Annotated in this window: 22 protein-coding genes and 1 pseudogene; 15 read left to right on the top strand and 8 right to left on the bottom strand. The window is 52.7% G+C overall.

Annotated features, from left to right (window positions below; all coding sequences use genetic code 11):
* Nucleotides 1-32: 32 nt before the first annotated feature.
* The 4 genes from rimK to CRO74_RS22685 are packed head-to-tail and all read right to left on the bottom strand — an operon-like array spanning nucleotide 33 to nucleotide 3,800.
* Complete coding sequence (gene rimK, locus CRO74_RS22700) at nucleotides 33-941, bottom strand: 30S ribosomal protein S6--L-glutamate ligase (protein ID WP_097129208.1); 909 nt, start codon at nucleotides 939-941, stop codon at nucleotides 33-35.
* Between the two features lie 44 nt (nucleotides 942-985).
* The gene (locus CRO74_RS22695; RefSeq protein WP_097129206.1) at nucleotides 986-1,474 is read right to left on the bottom strand and encodes an ATP-dependent zinc protease family protein; all 489 of its coding nucleotides are present in this window, start codon (nucleotides 1,472-1,474) and stop codon (nucleotides 986-988) included.
* A 4-nt stretch (nucleotides 1,475-1,478) separates the two neighbouring features.
* A complete protein-coding gene (locus CRO74_RS22690; RefSeq protein WP_097129205.1) occupies nucleotides 1,479-2,594 on the bottom strand; it encodes a DNA polymerase III subunit in 1,116 nt (371 codons plus the stop codon).
* Nucleotides 2,595-2,603: 9 nt separating this feature from the next.
* Nucleotides 2,604-3,800, bottom strand: a complete 1,197-nt coding sequence (locus CRO74_RS22685) for a GlmU family protein (RefSeq protein ID WP_097129203.1) — start codon at nucleotides 3,798-3,800, stop codon at nucleotides 2,604-2,606.
* An 85-nt stretch (nucleotides 3,801-3,885) separates the two neighbouring features.
* Between CRO74_RS22685 and CRO74_RS22680 the strand changes: the two genes are divergently transcribed.
* The 3 genes from CRO74_RS22680 to CRO74_RS22670 all read left to right on the top strand — a co-directional run bounded on the left by CRO74_RS22680 (nucleotide 3,886) and on the right by CRO74_RS22670 (nucleotide 7,941).
* The gene (locus CRO74_RS22680; protein ID WP_097129201.1) at nucleotides 3,886-4,944 is read left to right on the top strand and encodes a hypothetical protein; all 1,059 of its coding nucleotides are present in this window, start codon (nucleotides 3,886-3,888) and stop codon (nucleotides 4,942-4,944) included.
* A 104-nt stretch (nucleotides 4,945-5,048) separates the two neighbouring features.
* Nucleotides 5,049-7,496 carry an alpha-L-rhamnosidase-related protein gene (locus CRO74_RS22675; protein WP_097129199.1) on the top strand — a complete coding sequence of 816 codons (2,448 nt, stop codon included), beginning with the start codon at nucleotides 5,049-5,051 and terminating at the stop codon, nucleotides 7,494-7,496.
* A gap of 43 nt (nucleotides 7,497-7,539) precedes the next feature.
* The gene (locus tag CRO74_RS22670; RefSeq protein WP_097129197.1) at nucleotides 7,540-7,941 is read left to right on the top strand and encodes an iron chaperone; all 402 of its coding nucleotides are present in this window, start codon (nucleotides 7,540-7,542) and stop codon (nucleotides 7,939-7,941) included.
* Nucleotides 7,942-8,037: 96 nt separating this feature from the next.
* On the opposite strand, the gene CRO74_RS22665 is transcribed toward CRO74_RS22670, so the two are convergent.
* Complete coding sequence (locus tag CRO74_RS22665) at nucleotides 8,038-8,931, bottom strand: ChaN family lipoprotein (protein WP_097129196.1); 894 nt, start codon at nucleotides 8,929-8,931, stop codon at nucleotides 8,038-8,040.
* 82 nt (nucleotides 8,932-9,013) lie between these two features.
* On the opposite strand from CRO74_RS22665, the gene CRO74_RS22660 reads away from it, so the two are divergent.
* From CRO74_RS22660 to egtD, 5 genes are all read left to right on the top strand, one after another.
* Entirely contained in the window at nucleotides 9,014-10,423 is a 1,410-nt protein-coding gene (locus CRO74_RS22660) for a sensor histidine kinase (RefSeq protein ID WP_097129194.1), read from the top strand.
* Between the two features lie 69 nt (nucleotides 10,424-10,492).
* The gene (locus tag CRO74_RS22655; protein ID WP_097129192.1) at nucleotides 10,493-12,154 is read left to right on the top strand and encodes an FAD-dependent oxidoreductase; all 1,662 of its coding nucleotides are present in this window, start codon (nucleotides 10,493-10,495) and stop codon (nucleotides 12,152-12,154) included.
* A 101-nt stretch (nucleotides 12,155-12,255) separates the two neighbouring features.
* Nucleotides 12,256-12,528: a UBP-type zinc finger domain-containing protein gene (locus CRO74_RS22650; protein WP_097129190.1), complete on the top strand. Its 273-nt coding sequence runs from the start codon at nucleotides 12,256-12,258 to the stop codon at nucleotides 12,526-12,528.
* Between the two features lie 113 nt (nucleotides 12,529-12,641).
* A complete protein-coding gene (egtB, locus tag CRO74_RS22645; RefSeq protein ID WP_097129189.1) occupies nucleotides 12,642-13,838 on the top strand; it encodes an ergothioneine biosynthesis protein EgtB in 1,197 nt (398 codons plus the stop codon).
* Nucleotides 13,799-14,854, top strand: coding sequence for an L-histidine N(alpha)-methyltransferase (gene egtD, locus CRO74_RS22640; RefSeq protein ID WP_245877958.1), 1,056 nt, complete (start codon nucleotides 13,799-13,801; stop codon nucleotides 14,852-14,854). Before egtB ends, egtD begins: the two co-directional genes overlap by 40 nt.
* A 47-nt stretch (nucleotides 14,855-14,901) precedes the next feature.
* Here egtD and CRO74_RS22635 read toward each other — a convergent pair whose 3' ends face one another.
* From CRO74_RS22635 to CRO74_RS22625, 3 genes are all read right to left on the bottom strand, one after another.
* Nucleotides 14,902-15,717 (bottom strand): polyprenol monophosphomannose synthase, encoded by an 816-nt coding sequence (locus tag CRO74_RS22635; protein WP_097129187.1) that lies wholly within the window; start codon nucleotides 15,715-15,717, stop codon nucleotides 14,902-14,904.
* A gap of 72 nt (nucleotides 15,718-15,789) precedes the next feature.
* The gene (hemG, locus tag CRO74_RS22630; protein ID WP_097129185.1) at nucleotides 15,790-17,154 is read right to left on the bottom strand and encodes a protoporphyrinogen oxidase; all 1,365 of its coding nucleotides are present in this window, start codon (nucleotides 17,152-17,154) and stop codon (nucleotides 15,790-15,792) included.
* Nucleotides 17,151-17,525, bottom strand: coding sequence for a DUF4296 domain-containing protein (locus tag CRO74_RS22625; protein WP_179830272.1), 375 nt, complete (start codon nucleotides 17,523-17,525; stop codon nucleotides 17,151-17,153). The genes hemG and CRO74_RS22625 overlap by 4 nt, the downstream gene beginning before the upstream one ends.
* An 83-nt stretch (nucleotides 17,526-17,608) precedes the next feature.
* Between CRO74_RS22625 and CRO74_RS22620 the strand changes: the two genes are divergently transcribed.
* The 7 genes and pseudogenes from CRO74_RS22620 to CRO74_RS32105 all read left to right on the top strand — a co-directional run.
* Entirely contained in the window at nucleotides 17,609-18,472 is an 864-nt protein-coding gene (locus CRO74_RS22620) for a DUF58 domain-containing protein (protein ID WP_097129182.1), read from the top strand.
* Entirely contained in the window at nucleotides 18,472-19,464 is a 993-nt protein-coding gene (locus tag CRO74_RS22615; protein WP_097129181.1) for a hypothetical protein, read from the top strand. Before CRO74_RS22620 ends, CRO74_RS22615 begins: the two co-directional genes overlap by 1 nt.
* Before the next feature lie 4 nt (nucleotides 19,465-19,468).
* Nucleotides 19,469-20,542: a vWA domain-containing protein gene (locus CRO74_RS22610; protein ID WP_097129179.1), complete on the top strand. Its 1,074-nt coding sequence runs from the start codon at nucleotides 19,469-19,471 to the stop codon at nucleotides 20,540-20,542.
* Nucleotides 20,543-20,589: 47 nt separating this feature from the next.
* The gene (locus CRO74_RS22605) at nucleotides 20,590-21,165 is read left to right on the top strand and encodes a ribonuclease HII (RefSeq protein ID WP_097129177.1); all 576 of its coding nucleotides are present in this window, start codon (nucleotides 20,590-20,592) and stop codon (nucleotides 21,163-21,165) included.
* A gap of 98 nt (nucleotides 21,166-21,263) precedes the next feature.
* Nucleotides 21,264-21,473 carry a hypothetical protein gene (locus CRO74_RS22600; protein WP_097129176.1) on the top strand — a complete coding sequence of 70 codons (210 nt, stop codon included), beginning with the start codon at nucleotides 21,264-21,266 and terminating at the stop codon, nucleotides 21,471-21,473.
* Entirely contained in the window at nucleotides 21,470-21,796 is a 327-nt protein-coding gene (locus CRO74_RS22595) for a type II toxin-antitoxin system RelE/ParE family toxin (RefSeq protein ID WP_097129174.1), read from the top strand. The genes CRO74_RS22600 and CRO74_RS22595 overlap by 4 nt, the downstream gene beginning before the upstream one ends.
* Nucleotides 21,797-21,806: 10 nt before the next feature.
* Nucleotides 21,807-21,899, top strand: a pseudogene (locus tag CRO74_RS32105) (ribonuclease HII); the annotation flags it as partial.
* Nucleotides 21,900-21,916: the final 17 nt, after the last annotated feature.

Genomic DNA, 21,916 nt, shown 5'->3' with positions numbered 1-21,916 from the left:
TATTCACTCATTCACTCATTCAAAATTCACAATTAAACCCCCACCGTGTCGCCTTCGTCGGTTCGGATTTTTTCTTCGATGTAGGCGATGATTTCAGCGGCAATGTCGACACCCGTTGCTTTTTCAATCCCTTCCAGGCCGGGCGACGAGTTTACTTCCAGCACCAGCGGCCCCCGGTCGGAGGGGAGCATATCCACACCAGCCACTTTAAGGCCCAGGGCGCGGGCAGCCGCTACCGCCGTTTGCTCTTCGTCGGGGGTGAGTGTTACGGTCATGGCATTGCCGCCCCGGTGAATGTTGGACCGGAATTCACCTTCCAGCCCCTGTCGTTTTATCGCTCCCACTACGCGGCCACCCACCACAAACGCCCGAATGTCGGACCCTTTGGCTTCGGCAACGAACTCCTGCACCAGCACGTGTTTTTTCAGGCCGTAAAAAGCTTCGATGGTCGATTTAGCCGCTTTGGTTGTTTCGGCAAGCACAACCCCGATGCCCTGCGTGCCTTCCAGCAGTTTGATAACGACCGGCGGGCCACCCACCAGCTTGATCAACTGCGTGACATCGCCGTTTTTGGGGTGGTTGGCGAAAATCGTCTTGGGCAAGCCAACCCCTGCTTTGGAAAGCACCTGTAAGCTGCGCAGCTTGTTGCGCGAACGCATAATAGCCTGCGATTTACCCGTTGTAAAAACATTCATCATCTCAAATTGCCGGACAACGGCACAGCCGTAATCCGTAACGGAGGCTCCAATACGGGGCACAATGGCATCGAATGAGTCCAGTTCCTGACCTTCGTACAGCACCGTAGGCTTGCCGCCTTCGATCATAACCTGGCAGTTCAAATGATTGATCAACACACCCTCATGACCGCGCTGGTTGGCGGCTTCGAGAAGTCGTTGGGTAGAATATAAATTCGGATTGGCCGATAAAATGGCAATACGCATTGATTCAGTGTTCAGTTGTGATAAGATGTTGTTTGTAAACGAGCTTACTCGTCGTCGGTGTCGGTCGATAAAACGCAGGGCTGGGCTGCGGTTTTGGCTTCGTAAGACAGATTCTTCTGGGATACATCGACGATAAAGCGGTTCCGAAGGAGCTTTCGACCCAGCAGCACCGGGTTTTTGAGTTGCTCGCGGTCGGCCAGGGTGAATTCGGCCCGTATCGTACGGCCGAAGAGAACGATGCGGGTTTGAATAACGTACCGCAATTCGGCCACGCCGAACGAGTTACGAATCATGCGCTGGCTAAACTGGTCGCTGCGGAATTTACGCGCGGGTAGTCCGGTCTTGTCAATCAGCCAGAAGCTTAGTTTGCGTTTGCCTCCCGACTTTACCAGCCGGATATCTTTGCAATGCAGGGCGGATGTAAACGCGCCGGTATCGACTTTGGCCTGTATGTCATAAAGCCCCAGATCCGGAAAATCGACCAGGTCTGTCATGCCAATGATCTGTTTGGGCTTGGGCGTTCGGGGGTTCATAACGTCACCTGATTAACCGGCTGAAGGTGAGCGACATGTCCAGCATAATCATTTTGGCACGGGCGTTTCGTTCGAGGTGGTAGGCGGCTTCGTTGAGGTCGTGAACAATGCGTTCAATATGGTCGATGGTAAGGACTTTAGCGAATTTTTTGACAAAATCCAGTTCATCATCGGGCAGCCGCAGCAACTCAGCGGCTCCCTGCTGCCAGAGGAACAGATCGCGGTACAGCCGAATGCTGTAATCGAGCAATCCCTTCTGCTTTTCCTTGCTGAAACCATCAAACTGGTCGGCCTGTTTAACGAGGTTGATCAAATCCTGCCGGTAACAGGTGCGCATCCAGTCGGCAAACCAGATGTGCTGGTCGGTGGAAGCGGTGTCCCGCTGGCTTAGCTGAAGGGCTTCGGCCAGGTTCCCATCCGCCAGGTACGCAAACCGGCGGGCGGTGGTTTCGTCGAGGTTCTGGTGCTGGCGCAGGTAGGTCGCCACTTCCTCATCGGTAAACGCCCGAACGGCCACCCGCTGCGTTCGCGACAGAATGGTGATCAGCAGCTTGTCGGACTGGTTGGTAACGAGCAGAAAAAGCGTTTGTGCCGGGGGCTCCTCCAGAACTTTCAGCAGGGCATTGGCGGAGGTTATGTTCATCAGCTCCGGGAGCCAGATGAGCATAATTTTGTAAGCCCCTTCGTACGATTTCAGCGAGAGTTTTTGCAGGATATTCCGGGCTTCTTCGGCCGAGATGTTGCCCTGTTTATTGTCGGCCCCCATCGTTTCCAGCCAGTTAGGCAGGGTTCGATACGGGGTGGCGAGCAGAAACTTACGCCAGTCGGTCAGGTACGCTTCCGATGTTTTTCCCTTTGCCAAATTCGCCACCGGAAAAACCATGTGCAAATCGGGATGCACGAATTTCTGGATTTTTATGCACGAAGCGCACCGGCCGCAGGCATCGTCTGCCTGCTTGTCTTCGCAGTTGACATACTGCGCCAGCGCCAGTGCCAGCGCGAGGTTGGCGCTTCCCGTTGGCCCATCGAACAGCAGCGCATGCGCGAGGTGGTTACGTTGGACCGCCTGCAGCAAAAACTGCTTCGTTCCGTCCAGACCGATTATTTCGTTAAATAACATAATCTTGTATCAGCGGCCTAGAAGGGCTGCTGTTACGGTAAAAATATGTTTTAAAATCCCTTCTTCAACCTCGTCAAATTCCATACCACGCCGGATAAAGGCTTCGCGGGCTACCTGTACGGCTTTGTCGATTCGGTAGGGCGTAAAGCCATCGTCCGCGCCACCCCACGAAAAAGAGGGAACGTGCTTTGGCTGGAAACCACCCCCGAATACGTTGGCGCTAACGCCCACCACCGTTCCCGTATTGAACATGGTACTGATACCGGCTTTCGTGAAATCGCCCATCGTCAGCCCGCAGAAGATCCGGCCGGTGTCTTCCAGCTGGCCGGTGGCGTAGGAGTGGATCTTCACGTTGGTGTAATCGTTTTTCAGGTTTGAATTATTGACATTGGCACCCAGGTTGCACCATTCGCCAATGACCGAATTGCCCAGAAAACCGTCGTGCGCTTTGTTACTGTACCCGAAAAAAACGGAGTTTCCCACCTCGCCACCTACTTTACAAAAGGGGCCAATGGTGGTGTTGCTACGCATTTTGCCGCCCCAGTTTACGGTTGAGCCTTCGCACAGGGCAAAGGGGCCGATCATAACCGTTCCTTCGCTGATGGTTGCGTTCCGGCCGATGTAAATAGGGCCACCTTCCGCATTGAGAACGGCCGCCCGAATGGTAGCGCCGGGTTCAATAAATATATTTTCGGGGGCGTAACAGCGGGTAAACGGATCGGTAATGGGCGCTGAGGTGCGTCCGGCGGTCAGATTCACAAAATCGGCCCGGATCTGGTCGCCGTTTTCCACGAAGATATCCCACAAATTACGAACAATGGTAAGTGGTTCGGTAAACGTGCGAAGCGGAAAGGCGTCGTTCAGGACCGGGGCCTCTGTCAATTGGGTGTTAGTATGAATAGCCAGAATCAGGCCATCATGGGTGATCAGTCCTGTGTTTTCCGGCAGGTTTTGGATCGCTTCGGCCAGGGCCGCCGTGGGGCAGACCGCTCCATTCACATACCAGTTCTCGATACCGCTCTGTTGCGGATATTTTGTTTGAAGGTAAGGCTCAACTAAGTACGATGGTGTGTGACCCAGCAGACTGGCCCATTTTTCGGCCAGCGTTAAAATGCCAATACGAATACCAGCCACCGGCCGGGTAAACGTTAGCGGTAGTAAGGCCGTACGGATGAGCGGGTCATCGAATAAAACTAAATTGGGCATTGATTGTAAGAGGAAAACCAGGCGGCAAATATCTAACCTTAATCTGTAAAAAGAGAACGTATGGAAAGGTACTTTTACGAAAAATATGGATGCTCTATCTATCGACGCTATTACTCAACGGGTTGCTGATTTACAGGACGAAACAGGTCTGTTCGCGTCATCCCGCCATAATAAACTGGTTTTTTACCGGCGCCCGGATACCAATATTTTCTTTACAGCGGTGACGGTCTTTACGTTGCAAAATCTGCGGGCTACGCTATCCCCCAAAAGTCGGCAACGGGTTGAGGACATCACCGAACGGGCCACCAAGGCGTATGCTCTCTTTAAGAACAAAGATGGGTTGAATACGTATAATTTCTGGCCTACTCGTCCCTCACAGCATTTCTCCAACGGCTATATTTTTCGCCATTTCGACCATTTTCGCATCCCCGACGACATTGACGATACGGCCATGGTCTACCTGACAACCACGCCTACAGCGGCCGATGGCCTTTGGCTCAAAGCGAAACTGGCGCAACACGCGAACGGAAGCCGGGGACGGCAGATCAACAACACCTATCCCGAATACCGGCAACTGCGGGCTTATTCAACCTGGTTTGGAAAGAACATGGGCATTGATTTCGACGCTTGTGCGCTGACCAACATCCTGTACTGCATTTACCAGTACAACTTACCCCGCGATCAGCACGACGCCGATTCACTAACGTATCTGCGTGCCATTGTGGCATCGGGCCGGTACGTAGTGGACCCGTTTCAGTGTGCGCCCCACTACGCCCGAACGTCGCTGATCATCTACCACCTGGCGCGGCTGATGAACGCTTTCGACATCCCCGAACTGGAACCCATCCGCCCGCGCCTGATTGCGGATGCACAACAGCTACTAAGCAAGGCGAACAATCGACTGGAGCAAATTCTGTTGGCAACGGCCCTGTTCCGCATGGGCGAGCGACTGCCAAACGTGGACTTAGAGAACATTGAGCGGGATTTCGACACCTTTCACTTTTTCATTGCGGGATTGCTGACGGCCTACCAGCAACCCTGGTTACGTCGTTTCGCCGACCGCCCCCTTATGCAGATGCGCTGGCAGTGCGAAGCCCACTGCTGGTCGCTGGTGGCGGAATACGTTGTTATGTATGATGTATGATGTATGAGTCTGTTAGTCTGTTGAGTTAGGTTGCCGTGGGGAAAGCGGGATTAAGCGAACAAGGTATAAAGACGTAACTTTACGAACGCATAAATGAGCAATTTATGAAAACACATGGCCAATCGGCTTTACTTACTCTTCGTAAAAATAAACTTGCTACGGCTAGCTTAGCTGCGGTTGTCCTTTTATCAACCTGTAGCCAAAAAACAGCCGCGCAGCCATCACTTCAGGGGCTTTTGACGCAGGTTGAACATATTTCCGGGAAGAAAGAATACCTGGCATCGCCCTTTGTAACGGCTGGCAATCGGTTGTACATGGTTGGGCATCAGGACGGAAAATTCCCCGATCTGGGCTGGCACATTACGGGCGAGATGGGCGGAATCTGGGACCATCCCATCAAATTAATGGACGGATTTACAGCGGCCATAACCATTGGTCAAAAAGAGGTTTGCCTGGATAAAGCCGATACGTTCATAAACTATCCCTTTGCCAATAAGCACCTGTACCAACAGGTTACCAACGGGCTGGACATCGAGCGACTTCAATTTGTTCCCGACAACAAAGAGGGCATGGTGGTGGAATACACGTTCATCAATAAGCAATCTAAGCCGCTCACGCTACAGTTTACCTGGACAGCCCACACGGATCTGCGACCGACCTGGCTGGGCGAACGAACCAACATGGTCGATGCACCGGATCAGGCAACCTGGCAGGCAAAAACGCAGTCCTGGGTCGCTAAAGATCAACAGAATGACTGGTTCGTTGTGTTTGGCGCCAATGTGCCCGCCCGCCAGCACCATCAGAACAAATCCTGCAACTTTGTGTCGGCCGGGAAAGGGTGCGCAGCTTCGCTGGTGTACACCATCACGGTGCCCGCCAACGGGAAAACACAACTCCCGATTACCATTGCCGGGTCCTACAAATCGGCGGAGTTAGCCAATCGGACCTTCGCTGACGTTCAGAAAAATGCCTATGCGTATCTGGCAAGTAAAAAAGATCGGTACGCCACCATCGACCAGCTTGCATCGGTACAGGTGCCGGATAAAAAACTGGAGCAGGCATTTCGCTGGGTGAAATACAATACCGATTGGCTGATTCGCGAAGTGCCCGAAATCGGGCGGGGACTGTCGGCGGGGTTACCTGATTACCCGTGGTGGTTTGGGGCCGATGGCTGTTACACCCTGTCGGGTCTGATCACAACGGGGAATAAACAACTCGTATATGACTCGGTCGACCTGCTGAATAAAATCTCCGAAAAGGAAAACGGCAACGGCCGGATTATCCACGAAGTATCGACGAACGGCTCGGTTTTCAACCCCGGCAACTTAAACGAAGTACCCCAGTTTGCCAGCATGATCGCCGAAGTGTACCGATGGACGGGCGATAAAGGTTTTCTTCGCAAGTACTTTCCGACGGTAAAAAAGGGGATGGCCTGGTTGCTGGCCGAAAATGACAAAGACAAAAACCTGCTTCCCGACGGTTTCGGCATGATGGAAATACACGGCATGAACAGCGAGATGATCGATGTGGCGGTGTACACGCAGGATGCCTTTGCCAGTGCGGCCTATATGGCATCCGAACTCGGCGACAAAACACTGGCGATGGACTACCAGCACAAAGCTGATCTGTTAAAAACGAAAATAAACACCGATTTCTGGGTGCCCGAGAGCGGTTCGTACGCCGATTTTATCGGGACAAAAGCCGAGGCTCTGGCGCTTGTCGAAGGAGCCATTATTCGGGCGGATACACTACACAAACCCTGGGCCGTTGAGGAACTGAAAGCCACCCGGCAAAAGCTGCGCTTATTGCCCGAGGGCACCAAAAAAGGCTTTGTGCTGCACCATAACTGGGTGGTCAACACGCCCATGGAAACGGGTGTCGCCGATCCCGATAAAGCAGCTATCGCGCTTCGGACAGCCAGCAAATTCACAAACCCCTTTGGTGTGTTTGTGACCGGTATCGACCGTGATGAATCGGCCGGAACGGACGAGGGGTCGTTTACCTTAAACAAAAAAGTATTTACCTACACCGGGGCGGTGATGACCTTACCAACGGGTGTGGTCACGATTGGTGAGAACAATTATGGGCATCCCGACGAAGCACTGGGTTATTTGAAACGAATGACCAAAACGTTCAGCTATGCCTTTCCGGGTTCTATTTACGAAGTGTCGCCCGACTACGGCATGGTCACACAGGCCTGGAATATGTACAGTTATGCCGTCCCGATCGTCAAACAGTTTTTTGGTATTCGCCCGGAAGCGTCCCGAAAATTAGTTGTTGTTCAACCGCAAATGCCCAGCACCTGGGACAAAGCCAGCATTGAAAAAGTGACCGTGGGCGACAATATGGTATCAATAGGTTATGTCAAAGCGGGTGAGCAGTTGACGCTGTCCATTACCCAAAAACAACCGAACTGGACCGTGCGGTTGGCCTTTCCCAAAGGCAAGTACCGGAACTGGCTGATAAATGGTAAAACAGTGCCCGTAAAGAGCGATGCTGACGCTGATTTTGTCGAGCTAAAAGGAAACGCCATACGCGTAAGTCTGCAGTAATCTCCTGCCGTAAATAGACCCTAGTTACTAAACTATATCCTATATGAATATAAACTCATCTAGCGACATTGATGCGTACATAGCTGCATTCCCGGCAGAAATCCAGGTGCTTCTGGAGCAAGTGCGGCAGACCATTCTGGATGCCGCCCCCGATGCTGACGAGGCTATCAGTTACGGGATTCCTACCCTCAAGTTGAATGGAAATCTGGTTCATTTTGCGGCTTTCAAAAACCACATTGGTTTCTATCCGGCACCGCAGGGCCTGGACGCGTTCAAGGAAGAATTGTCTGGATACAAAGGCGCGAAAGGATCGGTTCAGTTTCCGTTCGATCAACCCCTGCCGCTGGATCTGATTGCGAAAATCACCAAGTTTAGAATTTCCCAAAATCTGGCAAAAGCAGACGCAAAAGGGAAAAAGAAACCGTCTGGTGCGGGTAAGGGCTGACGTGAGTGAGGTCTGTGTAACGTACCCATGGACTTCAGTCCGTGTTTTAACCATTCTTACACAAGTAAAAAACACGGACTAAAGTCCATGGGTACGTTAATACGTCTTCGTCATATCGGCGGGGATGGCCAGCACGAAATTAGCCAGATTGCGGTTGTCGGTGGCGGGTTTGTCGATGTCCGACAGCTCGACAGACGAGAGGGTGAGAATCTTTAAGTCGGGCTGTTTCTGGCGCAGGTACCACACAATGCCTTCGAAGTTTTTGGAGTGATAATCGCCGTTAAAATGCAGGAGCGTCTGGCCCGGTTTCCAGTTTTGCAGAATGAAATAAGCCATCGTCGCATCTTTGGTCGCCTGAGCACGGGCAAAATTGGCCATCATATCGGTTTGGCCGCTATGTGGGTTTGCTGCGCCATGTCCCTCGTTGCCGCCCATCATCTCCATCATAGCTTTGTAGCCGGGCAGCGTCAGGTCAACGTTTATGGGCAGGGGAGCCAGCTGGCGTTTAGCGTCGGCCGTGATGGTGTCGAGGGCCGTTAACCCCTGTCGGGAAACCAGACGGGCGTACCGTCGGGGTACGTTCGTGGCAATGAACGGAATGTGCTGTTCCCTGGCGAAATCGGTAATCGGTTTGTAATCCGTGTCGAAATTGGGCCACAAACGGGCTTGTGTAGCTAGTTCTTTGGCCGTAGTTCGTCCCTGCACGTAATCGGTGAGGGCGGTCTGGTTATCCGTCTCAAACATTTCGGCACCTAGTACCAGGTTACCTTTTTTAGCCGCCTGAAGGTCTTTTGTCAGTTGAAATTCAAGCCAGTGGCAAATAGGGTTGTTGTGAAGTTCGCCGAACAGCACCACATCGGCCTCCGTGGCCTGCCGCAGCAACTGGGCATACGTGGTTGTTTTTAGCTTTGGCGTATAAAGACGGTAGGCAGGCTTATCGGCCCGGAAAGCAACGCTCAGAAAACAGAGAAATAGGAGGGTGAAACGCATCAGGCAGGAAGTTCTTTGGCATTGCTGTAACCAATTTAAGCGGCAATTAGTTACTCGTCTGATCAGCAACGCCTTCTCTCTCATGAATTTATTAGAAACGCTGCAACAGTTTCCTGCCTTTGCGAATGTTCCCGATGAGCAGCTCCAATGGGTGATCGACCGGGCCGACGAAGAGGCCTATCCCGAAGAAACCGTACTCTATAAACCCAACGAATCGATCCATCACCTGATTCTGCTGCTCGAAGGCCGGGTTCGGATTGATGGCGGAGTCAACGGGGCCGCCGATGAAATTCTGACGTACGAACCGCATTCGCTGCTGGGACTGCTTCCGTTTTCGCGCATGAAAAGCATCTCCAACCGGCTGATTTCGGTAACGCCTATCAAGGTACTCAAACTCCACCGCGACAAGCTGCCCGAGTTGATTCATGCGTGTTATGAACTGACCGAAGCTATGGTGCATCAGATGACTACCCGCGTTCGGGATTATACCAAACTGACGCAGCAGAACGAAAAAATGGCTTCGCTGGGGCGCTTGTCGGCGGGGCTGGCCCATGAGCTGAACAACCCCGTTGCGGCCGTGGTGCGCTCGGCCGATACGCTCAAAGTACACATGCGGGCTACCCCCGAGGCTTTCAAAGCCATCATGCACCTCAATTTGACCGATGAGCAGGTCGACTCGGTCAATACGGTTTTCTTCAAAAAGGTAGACCAGCAGCGGGCTGTCGATGCCCGCCCCTTAACTCTGCTCGAACGAACCAGCCTGGAGGATGAAGTGACCGACTGGCTGGATGATAACGGGGTGGACGACAGTATGGATCTCGCCAGCCCGCTGGTCGATTATGGCTTTACGGTCGATGATCTGGACTGGATTCTGGAGAAGATCGGGGATGAGAATCTGGCGGGTGTAATTAACTGGCTGGTCAATAATCTGGTCACGGAAAAGCTGGTTTCCGACATCAGCGAAGCTTCCAAACGCATCTCGACACTTACGGGCTCCATCAAGAATTACACGCACATGGACCGGGGCGTGGGCAAACAGCAGATTCCGCTCGCCGAAGGGCTGAGGAGTACGCTTATTTTGCTGGATCATAAGGTTAAAAGCAAGCATATTCAATTAAATTTGACTATCGCCGACGATCTGCCGCCCGTCTGCGGCTGGCCTGGCGAATTAAACCAGGTCTGGACCAATTTGATCGACAATGCCATCGATGCCTTACCCGACGGGGGAAAACTCGACATCATCAGTCAAGCCGACCGGCGGCCCGATGGGTCGGAGTTTGTCGTAACGAAAGTTATTGATAACGGAAGCGGTATTCCGGAGGACATAAAAGATAAAATATTTGAGCCTTTTTTTACCACTAAAGAAATTGGAAAAGGTACGGGCCTGGGTCTCGATATTGTGCAGGGAATCATTAAACACCACAATGGCTCCATCAAGCTCCAGTCGCAGCCAGGGCATACCGAATTTAGTGTTTGTTTACCAACTCAATAAAAAAAAGTGATTGATGGCTCACCCCCTCACTCGCTCTTTTAGTCTCTCATTCTTCCTTTTTTCGACTTTATGAAACTACCCATTATTTTTTCAATTGACGACGACCCGCAGGTATTGCAGGCTGTTCAGCATGATTTGCGTCAGCAGTACCGAAAAAAATACCGGATCGTATGTACCAGTTCGTCGCAGGAGGCACTGGCCACCTTGCCCGAATTAAAGAAAAAGGGGGAGGAGGTCGCCCTGTTTTTGTCGGACCAGCGCATGCCGAGTATGACGGGCGTTGAGTTTCTGATGGAGGCCCGGAAAGTATTCCCAAATGCCAAACGGGTGCTGCTAACGGCCTATTCGGACGTCGACGCAGCCGTACGGGCCATCAACGAGGTACAACTGGACTATTACATTGCCAAACCCTGGGACCCACCCGAAGAAAAGTTATACCCGGTGCTGGACGATCTGCTCAGCGACTGGCAGTCGAACTACCGGCCGCCGTTTGAGGGCCTGAAGCTGATCGGCTATCAGTTTTCGCCCCGTTCGCACGAGTTAAAGGATTTTCTGGCGGGCAATCTGTTTCCCTATCAATGGCTCGATATTGAAAGTGACCCGACGGCGCAGGAGATGCTCGACCTCCACGGCCTGAGCACAACTGACTTGCCCGTTATCCTGCTTGGCGATGGGACGGCGCTTACCCAGCCCTCACTGGCCGATTTGGGCGGAAAACTGGGGTTACAACCCAAAGCCTCCGAAGGGCTGTATGACCTGGCGATCATCGGTGCCGGTCCGGCCGGTCTGGCCGCTGCGGTGTATGGTGGCTCGGAAGGGCTAAAAACGATCCTGATCGACAAACGCGCTCCCGGCGGACAGGCCGGAACCAGCTCGCGCATTGAAAACTACCTGGGTTTTCCCAATGGTCTCAGCGGAGCCGACCTCACCCGGCGAGCCATTACCCAGGCGCAACGCTTCGGTGTGGAGTTTCTGGCTCCGCAGGAGGTGATGTCGATTACATCGCAGGGCCAATACAAGCACATTCGTCTGGGCGATGGAAATGAGGTGGTGGCGCGGTCCATTATTCTAAGCACGGGGGTATCCTACCACCAGTTAGACAACGAGAGCCTGCATAAATATACCGGCGCGGGAGTGTACTACGGAGCCGCCACCACCGAGGCCTTTGCGTTCAAAGGAAAGCCCGTTTACATTGTCGGGGGTGGTAATTCGGCCGGGCAGGGAGCTATGTATCTCTCCCGAACGGCTTCGGAAGTATGTATTTGCGTTCGTCGCCCCGACCTGTCCGAAACAATGTCGCAGTACCTGATCGACCAGATTGCTCAGACGCCCAACATTACCGTACTCGGCTGTACCGAAGTGGTGGAAGGGTTGGGTAACGAGCGGCTGGAATGCCTGGTGGTAGAAAACATGGATACCAAAGAACGCCGGACGGTAAAAGCCGCCGGGCTGTTCATCTTCATCGGCACCAAACCCCTCACCGACTGGATCGAGATGGACATCATCAAAGATCCTAAAGGGTTTATTGCTACCGGTCGCGATCTCGCCAAATACGCCGACTTCAAGCAGGTCTGGCGCTATAACCGGGAGCCGTTCTCCCTCGAAACCTGTAGCGCGGGCATCTTTGCGGCTGGTGACGTGCGGGCGGGGGCCATGAACCGCGTAGCATCGGCTGTGGGCGAAGGTGCTATGGCCGTAAGTTTTGTCCATAAATATTTAGCAGAAAACTAGCAGAGGGGCATAGGGTACGGGGCAAAGGGGTAAGGATACAACGCCATCCCTCTGCCATAAACCCTTTGCCCCACGCCCCCTGCCCAAACCCCCATATCCCCATGTCAAAACAAACCATATGCTCGCACCTCTCCGCCATAACGGAGCTTCGCGTGGCGAAGGAGTACGTCTGCGAAGAATGTATTAAAACGGGTGCTTCGTGGGTGCATTTGCGTACCTGTCAAACGTGTGGCACCACGCTCTGCTGCGATTCATCGCCCAATAAACACGCGACAAAGCATTTTCACGCGAGTAATCATCCCGTGGTGGCCTCGGCCGAGCCGGGCGAACGCTGGCTCTGGTGCTATGCCGATGAACAGATGGTTGGGTATTGAACAACAGCGTTCATATCCTGTTACTAGTCTATAGGGTTTTGCCTGTCATTTTCGCACAGCCGATAAACCTTTACTAGTCCCCGTGTCCTGAAACTAAACTACCACACGCCTGAATGATTGCCGAACAAACGCTTACCGAACACTACTTCCGCGTACGGCTGCATTCCGAAGCCATCTGTCGGGGCCTCGAAACCGAGGATTATGTCGTACAGCCCGTAGTGGATGTAAGTCCGCCCAAATGGCATCTGGGCCATACAACCTGGTTTTGGGAAACCTTTGTGCTGAAACCTAACGCGCCCGGTTACCGCATCTTTCACGAAGATTTTAGCTATGTTTTTAATAGCTATTACGAAACAGTAGGTAAGCGCGTGTTGCGCACCGACCGGGGCAACCTCAGTCGACCTACGGTGGCTGGCGTGTACGCTTACCGGGCATACGTTGATGAGCAGATGGGCCGGTTTCTGGATACAGCGGATCTTTCGCCCGATCTGCACGCGCTGATTCTGCTGGGTCTGAATCACGAGCAGCAACATCAGGAGTTGCTTATCACCGATATTAAATACATTCTGGGCCATAACCCGTTGCTGCCTGCCATCGAGATGCCTTTTCTGGAACACCAGCCGCAACGGAGTGGCAATTCGGTGTTTATTCCGGAAGGTATTTACACCGTTGGTTTTCAGCCAACAGATGGGCAGACCGATGGCGTATTCTATTTCGATAATGAAGTAGGCGCACACAAGGTATACCTGAATAATGCGACGCTGGCCGGTAAGCTGGTCACCAATGGGGAATACAGGGCGTTTATCGAAGCCGGTGGCTATCGTAACTTCCGCTACTGGCTTTCCGATGGCTGGGCCTGGGTAAACGCAAACAGCGTTCAGGCCCCTTTGTACTGGCACCAGGTCGATGGCGCGTGGTGGTATTATACTTTCGACGGCCTTAAACCGGTCGATCCGGATGCGCCCCTTTGCCACGTGAGTCAGTATGAAGCCGACGCTTACGCCCGCTGGAAAGGGCAGCGACTACCCACCGAGTTCGAATGGGAAGTGGCCGCGTCTACGGTGAACCCCGCCCTCAACTGGGGTGCCCGGTGGGAGTGGACCAATTCGGCTTACCTGCCTTATCCCGGCTTCCAGACCGCCGAAGGAGCCGTAGGCGAATACAACGGCAAATTTATGAGCGGACAGATGGTTTTGCGGGGAGCTTCCGTAGCTACACCCGACGGGCACTCCCGGACCACGTACCGTAATTTCTTTCAACCAGACAAACGATGGCAGTATACCGGAATACGTTTAGTAACGGAAGCATAGGGCATAGGGCAGAGGGTAAAGGGCAGAACGCATGGGCCGGGTCAGAAACGTCAACCAGTCTACTGTCGGCAGACGCAGACCCCCTGGCGGAAGAAGTACGAACCGGTTTGCAGAAAATGCCAAAGGCCCTGTCGTCACGGTTTTTCTACGATGCGGAAGGCAGTCGTCTTTTTGCCGAAATCATGCACTCGCCGGAGTACTACCTGACCCGGTCGGAATACGAAGTGCTGGACACGTACAAAGCGGATTTACTGCAACTGCTCACCCCCGATAACCGTCCGTTCGAACTGGTGGAGTTAGGCGCGGGAGATGGATTGAAAACAAAAATTCTGCTCGGTTTCTTCGAAAGCCAGAACGCCGATTTTACCTACGCGCCGGTCGATATTTCGGTGGATGCGCTTGAAGGGCTGGTAGTCGATGTGCGGAAGCAATGGCCTGATTTGCTGCTGAATCCGCGGCATGATGATTATTTCAGTGCACTGGAGCACCTGTCCAGCGAAACCGACAGCCGGAAAGTCGTTCTTTTTCTGGGGTCTAATATTGGCAACTTTGCCCCAGATGAAGCCGTTGAATTCTATCGCCAACTGCACGATCGGCTCAAACCCGGCGATATTGTGCTGACGGGCTTTGATTTACAGAAGAATCCGGCCATTATCCATGCGGCTTACAACGACCGTCAGGGGTTGACAAAAGCGTTCAACCTGAATTTACTGCGCCGAATCAATCGCGACCTCGACGCTGATTTTGATCTTGCCGCCTTTGATCACTACGAGACCTATAGCCCCGAAACAGGGGAAGCCCGTTCGTATCTGGTTAGTCAGAAAGCGCAGACTGTAGACATCAAGGCGCTTGGTATGCAGGTACCTTTTCAGGACGGTGAGATTATTCATACCGAAATCTCCCGCAAATTCAACCGAAGTCAAATCGAGCATCTGGCGCAGCAAACCGGCTTTTCGCTGGCGGGCTGGTTCACGGACAGTAAAGGCTATTTTGCCGATGTTATCTTTGAACGATAGAATAGGCCGGGGTGTTTTTCACCGGCCTGAATGGTAAACCGCTTGAATCAGATCGCGTCGACTGGTTCCTGCACGCGTTTGGGGGCTTCCCGGCGGGGAATATAATGCCGGAAGAAACTGCTGATTTTCATCTGTAACACTCCAAAAACCGCTTCCTTAAAGATTTTAGAGGACATTTTAGAAACGCCCCGCGTACGATCGGTGAAAATAATGGGTACCTCTTTGATCCGGAAACCGTATTTCCAGCAGGTGAATTTCATCTCGATCTGAAAGGCATACCCCACAAATTTGATTGGGTTGTGCAGAATTACTTCCAGCACATCAGCCCGGTAGCAAACAAAGCCCGCCGTAGGGTCCATAATGGACATGCCCGTAACAAACCGGACATAAACCCCCGCGAAGTACGACATCAACACCCGACCCATGGGCCAATTGACGACGTTGACCCCCCGAATATACCGGGAACCCACGGCCACATCGGCCCGCTCGGGTCCTTCGTCGGCGCAGGCGTGGTAAAGTTTGATCAGGTCGTCGGGATTATGCGAAAAGTCGGCGTCCATCTCGAACAGGTATTGGTACCCGCGCAACATCGCCCACTTGAATCCGTCAATGTAGGCGGTACCCAACCCAAGCTTACCCCGTCGTTCGAGCAAGTGGAGACGCGCCGTCGAACCACGCTGAGCCGCATCCGTAGCCGCAAACTCCTCCTGTATATCACGAACACGCTGAGCCGTACCGTCGGGGGAGCCGTCGTCTACGATGAGGACATCGAAGGGCTCCGGCAGGCTAAACACCTTTCGGATAATTGCTTCGATGTTTTCAATTTCATTATAGGTTGGAATAACGACTAAGCGCTCTTTCACAGGCTATTGAGTGAGTTAAAGTAGGGTTACTTCTATAACACCAAAGTACTCCAATTTTGTCTAATAAAATCATTAAAAATTCTTAATATCTTGCTTGACAGCCAGTTCGCCAGCTAATTTCCGGGCTTTCCCAATGCAGTCCGACAAGGATACGCCCCCATACCAGTTGGCACAAACAAACAGCTGGTCGGCCTCAGCGGCTTTGATCGGTTCTTTTATTGAGGCAATCGTCGCATCATACTGTGGAATGGCGCGCTCCCACCGGAAGATGGATTGATAAACCGGTTTAACTGCCGTAATACCGAAGCCATCGACCAGCTCTTTATGGACATTTTCAGCCAGTACGCTGTCCGGGTGCCGGGTGTTGCGCGCGCCGGTTTGCCCGCCCACAAACGTAGTGAAAAGAACTTCATCATCCGGGCATCGACCCGTAAAGATCGAGCTGCTCCAGATGTGCCCGGCGGCAAAACGCCCTTCAACGGCCGGGTTCAGCCCGCCAAAGCCATTGAGCGGATGCCGGACATCGGCGCGTTTGTAGGCGGAATGTACGGCCGTCATGGGTGGGTAAGTAACGGTCTGAAGTCTACGGGCCAGGTCGGGGTAACGTTCATCTACCAACCGGGCAGCCGCATCGGTACCAACCGCGAGTACCAGTTTGTCGACTGTTGCGTTACCGTTTTTTGTTTCAACCTGCCAGCCATTTGGTGTTGGGCTAATGCGGCTGACGGCGTCGTTGAGCGAAAGATCGGTCAGTTTGGTGCCCAGCGCGTTGGGTAACATCTGCATCCCTTCCCGGAAACTGAACGATTGCCGACGACCAACAGCCGACCCCCCAGCCGACTGGCTCTTGATCAGGCCACGCAGCACCGACCCGTATTCTTTTTCATACTGAAGCAGGCTGGGAAACGTTTCGGAAACCAGCAGCTGTTCCGGATCTCCGGCGTAAATACCCGCCACAAACGGCCCAAGGGCGTAATCGACAATCTCGCTGGAAAAACGGCGTCTGAAAAACTGCCCCAGCGTTTCGCCGGGGGGCGATACCGTTTTGTTGTTTCGTTCGCGGAGAATGGCCAGCTTGGTTTTCCAGCTGAAAAAGCTGCCGAACAGCAGCGAAGGCGGCCCCGACGGGAGTTGCCTGTATTTTCCGTCGCGAAAAATAAAGCGGGCTTTACTGACGGGCTGGCTAAAAGTCAGATCGGGTGTCAGGCCCAGTCCATCGAGCCAGTCCAGTAAATCGGCATCGCCAAGGAGGGAATTGGGACCGAGTTCACGTAGGTAACTACGTCCGGATGGGCCATCGGGCCAGTCTCGTTGCGAGCGGATGTAGCCCCCGGCCTGATCAGATGCTTCCCAGAGATGATAAGCAACACCCCGCCGTTGCAGTTCGTAGGCCAGCGTGAGTCCCGAAATGCCGGCCCCTATAATACCAACTGTCATGAAGTTTTTGGGGTATGCGCGTCAACTTTTTTCTTCAACCGTTCCGTAACCCGCTGATAAATGGCTTCCATATCGGCGGGGTGCGATGAGTAAAAGATGTAGCTCTTCCGATAAGTAGCCGTGTCGACGCCGTTCTTCTTGAAAATGGCGCTTTCCAGGTGTTTATAGACAATGTTCGATGAATCGATGGAACGCAGATTTATCCGGCTGATTTTGGCTTCGGCCATGTGTACCTCGGTCAGAATACTGGCCATTTGCTCCTCCGTTAGTAAATTTTCCGGTGGCTTGTTTTCGGGAGCTGTGCAGGCTGCAACCAGCCAGCCGCTTAGCAGCACACTCCACAGATGCCGTTGATATTGGTTTCGAAGCATACGCTTAAATGGGTAGCTTTGTAAGGCAATCCCTCGTGGCAAAGTTCGGGATTGGCTGTTAAAAAAATATAACGCCTGTTGATATGGACGAGTTCTTGGCCCGGCTCCGTAATTTCGATATTCGCATTCGCAAGGCGGTGAACTCGCAAATGCGTGGCAGCTTTCGGTCCGTCTTTAAGGGAACAGGTCTGGAGTTCAGTGATTTGCGTACCTACCAGTATGGCGATGATGTGCGGGCAATCGACTGGAACGTGTCGTCGAAAGGGCACGGTACGTTCGTAAAAGTTTTTCGGGAGGAGAAAGACCAGACCGTTTTCTTCGTTGTCGATGTGAGTGCCTCACAGGAGGTTGGCCCCCGGCAGCGTAATAAACTGGACACCACAAAAGAAGTGTGCGGAGTTCTGGCGCTGTCGGCCATTCGCGAAGCCAGCCACGTAGGCATGTACTGTTTTTCGGATCAGAAAGAGAAGTACATCAAGCCGGGCAATGGACTGAAAACGGGTTATCAGCTCATTATGAGCCTGTTTAAGCTGCACCCCGAGTCGACCCGCACCAGCATTGCCGATGCGCTGCTGTTTACGCTCAACGCCCTTAAACGCCGGAGTGTCGTAATTTTGTTGTCTGATTTTATTGACCTGAATTACGAACACAACCTCAAAGCCCTGGCCAAGAAGCACGATTTGGTGGTCATTCACCTGTACGACCAGCGGGAAGTGAAGCTGCCGAGATTGGGCATCATTCCGGTTCACGATACCGAAACCGGGCGGACGGTCTGGGTCAACACGTCGTCTGTTTCGTTCCGCAGCGGGTTGTATAACACCTTTAAACAGAATCAGGAGCGGCTGGAGCGGCTTTGTAAACAATACAACGCCAACTACCTCGCGCTCGATTCGCAGGAAGATTTTGTGCCGAAACTTGTCGAATTGTTCAGGGTCAGAAAATACTAATGAAGCAAGTTGTCCTCCTCTTTCTTGTTGGTTTCTGTTTGCTCTCCGGCCTTTGCCGGGGGCAGATGCCCCCCCGTCAGTTTCCGCCAACGGGGTACTTCCTGACCGATAGTATCGAAATTGGCCGCCCGTTTCGCTATTCGCTGACCTATCACCACGCCCCAACGGTCGATGTGCTGTTTCCGGATACCGCCCAATTCTTTGCGCCGTATCGGGTTCAGAAAGTGGCTGTTTTTGCGACACAAACAACCGGCGATGGGTCAAAGGCGATTAGCCGCGACAGTGCCGTGTACACGCTGGTATCCTTTGAAACGGATTCGGTGCAGTTACTGAGAGTTCCCGTTCGGACCATCAATGCCGTTGACTGTACGGCGCAGTGGACGCTGACTGATACGGTTTTCCTGCGGTCGAAGCTGGCCCAGGCACTACCGGATTCGCTCGCAGCGCGTTCGCTTACACTGGCTACCGAAACGTCATTGGCTCCGTTACAGCAGCAGTTCAATTATGGGGCACTGCTCATTGGCTTTTTGGGCATTAGCCTGGTTGTTGGCGCTTTATATCTGCTATTTGGGAATTTGGCCCGGCAACAGTGGCGATTGTATGTCTTAAATCGGCGGCACGCACGGTTTTTGCGGGAATACACACAGTTAAATGAGCGGATTAGTCCGCTAACAGCGGCCGAAATAGCCAATCAGGCCGTGGTGATGTGGAAAATGTATCTGGAGCAACTGGACCCTCAGCCGTATAGCTCCCTGACAACCTCCGAACTCGCCGACCGGTTTCACGACGAACGTGTAACGAATGCCCTGCGTGACGCCGACCAGATGATTTACGGCGGCACCTTTACGGCGCAGTCACAATCGGCGCTGCTTGTCTTGAGCGATGTCGCCACGCAGATGTACATTCGCAGCCGGGCTACCTTGCGTCCAGCTGGCCTCCAGAATGAGGTAAACACGACTACGGCTACGTCTTCTGAATCAGCTTCTTCCTGACCATATGAAACCCTGGTACTCACTTCATTGGTTTAGCCCATCACAATGGCAGCAGTTTCAACTGGCGCACCCACTGGCGCTCTGGCTGATTCCGGTTGTATTGTTGTTGATTGCTATACGGTATTACTTGTCCAGAAGGTCCCGGCAACAACTGAAAATGTCGATTGGGCAGATCTCATCCGATTCATGGACGGGTGTACAAACGGTTCAGTCCTTGCTTAGTCTGGGGCGGTATCTGCTGCCATTGAGTATGTTTCTGGGGATGGCTTGCCTGCTCATTGCGCTGGCTCGCCCGCAGATTATCCGGGAGCTCCGCGAAGAGCAGTCAGAAGGGATTGACATCATGCTGGCGATGGATGTATCGGTTTCGATGAGCGAATCGGATATTTCCCCTACCCGGTTAGCTGCTGCCCGACGGGTAGCGCAGACGTTTGTCAATGGCCGTAAGAACGACCGGATTGGCCTGGTTATTTTTGCCGGCGAAGCCTTTTCCCTTTGTCCACTCACGACAGATTATAAACTGCTAAATCAATACCTCAACGACCTGAACGATCACATGATCCGTACCTCGGGCACGGCCATTGGCGATGCGCTGGCGCGTTGCATAAACCGTATGCGCGACCGCTCTACGTCCTCGGCCGATACGACTCAGCTAAAAACTGAGCTGTGGAAGCCGGAGCGCAGCAAAGTAATTATTTTGTTGAGTGATGGCGATAATACGGCAGGTAATCTGGACCCAATTACGGCCGCAAGTTTGGCGAAGGCATTCAATATTAAAGTATATACCATTGCCGTTGGGCGGCCGGTGGTATCTGCATCGGAAGCGGCTACCGTCGATGAGGGCGTGCTGAAGAAAATAGCTACGATCGGTAAGGGAAGCTTTTTTCGGGCGGTAGACAGCGGACGGCTTAAGACCGTTTTTGCGCAGATCAGTCAGCTCGAAAAAGCCCCCGTTCGCGTTCGGGTGTATGAAGATATTCAGGATTACTACCGCATTTACATGTATTGGGGTATCGCTTTCCTACTGGTGACTCTGTTGTTGAAAAACACAATTTTTGGTAACGTGCTGGAGGATTGACGGGTTGTGGTAACTCATCCATCGTAAACCAGACACCTACGACACCTATGCTAAAATCGTATTACAATGCGGATGTCCTTGAAGCCGGACTGGACGAAGTTGGGCGGGGATGTCTGGCCGGGCCGGTGGTGGCGGCTGCGGTTATTTTGCCGAAAAACTACACGCATCCCATCCTGAATGACTCCAAACAGCTATCGCACCGGCAGCGGGAAATCCTGAAAAAAGACATTGAGCGCGATGCCATTGCCTGGGCGGTGGCCGAGGTATCGCACGAGGATATTGACCGGATCAACATTCTGAAAGCGAGTTTTCTGGCCATGCACCGGGCCGTCGATGCGCTGGCCGTCAAGCCAGAGCATTTGCTGGTTGATGGGAATCGCTTTGTGCCGTACCCAATGACTCCCCATACCTGCATCATCAAAGGCGACGCCCATTACTTATCTATTGCAGCCGCGTCGGTGCTGGCCAAAACCTACCGCGACGACCTGATGGCTCAACTCGGGCTGGAGTTTCCGGCCTATGGCTGGGCGCAGAATGTAGGCTATCCCACGCCCATTCACCGAGCTGCTATCCGGCAGTTTGGCCCAACCAAATACCACCGAATGAGTTTTCGATTGTTGTAGGCAACGTCATCCTTAGTTTGAACAACTAAAATGATTTTTGGCCAAACTAGTTATGGGGTAAATCCATTATCTTTAACTTAGTTACGAATTCTACAATTATGGCTGTTTTGACACTTGAAATAGATGATAAAGAAGTCAGTTTCTTCAAAGACCTGATTTACCATCTACCGTTTGTTCGTATCAAGAATGAAGAGGATTCGGATGATGCCGTTTTGGCGAACATTCGGCAAGGAGTAGAGGAGTTAAGAGCGGTTGAGCAGGGTAAGGCGAAATCAAGACCCGCACGCGATTTCCTTAACGACCTATGAGCTATAGGGTCGAAACGATAACTAATTTTGAGCGCGAAGCGCGACGACTCACAAAAAAGTATAAGTCCCTCAAGCTTGAGTTGGGACAACTTATCGATGACCTCACAGAAAACCCTTTTCGAGGTGTTGCCATGCAGCATGGATTTTACAAAATCAGGATGGGTATTCGCTCAAAAGGAAAAGGGAAGCGAGGAGGGGCACGCGTAGTTACCTGCGTTCGGGTGGTTGATGAGATTGTGTATCTTGTATCAATTTATGACAAGTCTGAGCAGACCGACATTAGCGATGAAACCTTGAACAACTTGCTCTCTGAAATACCTTAATTGCTGTAATTCGTATGGCTGGGCGCAGAATGTGGGCTATCCCACGCCCATCCGGCAGTTTGGCCCAACCAAATACCACCGAATGAGTTTTCGATTGTTGTAAGCGCTGAAGGGCGGTGC

It is taken from the genome of Spirosoma fluviale (assembly GCF_900230225.1).
Taxonomy (GTDB): domain Bacteria; phylum Bacteroidota; class Bacteroidia; order Cytophagales; family Spirosomataceae; genus Spirosoma; species Spirosoma fluviale.
Note: the sequence above shows the minus strand (reverse complement) of the source record. Positions and strands in the feature narration are given on the sequence as shown.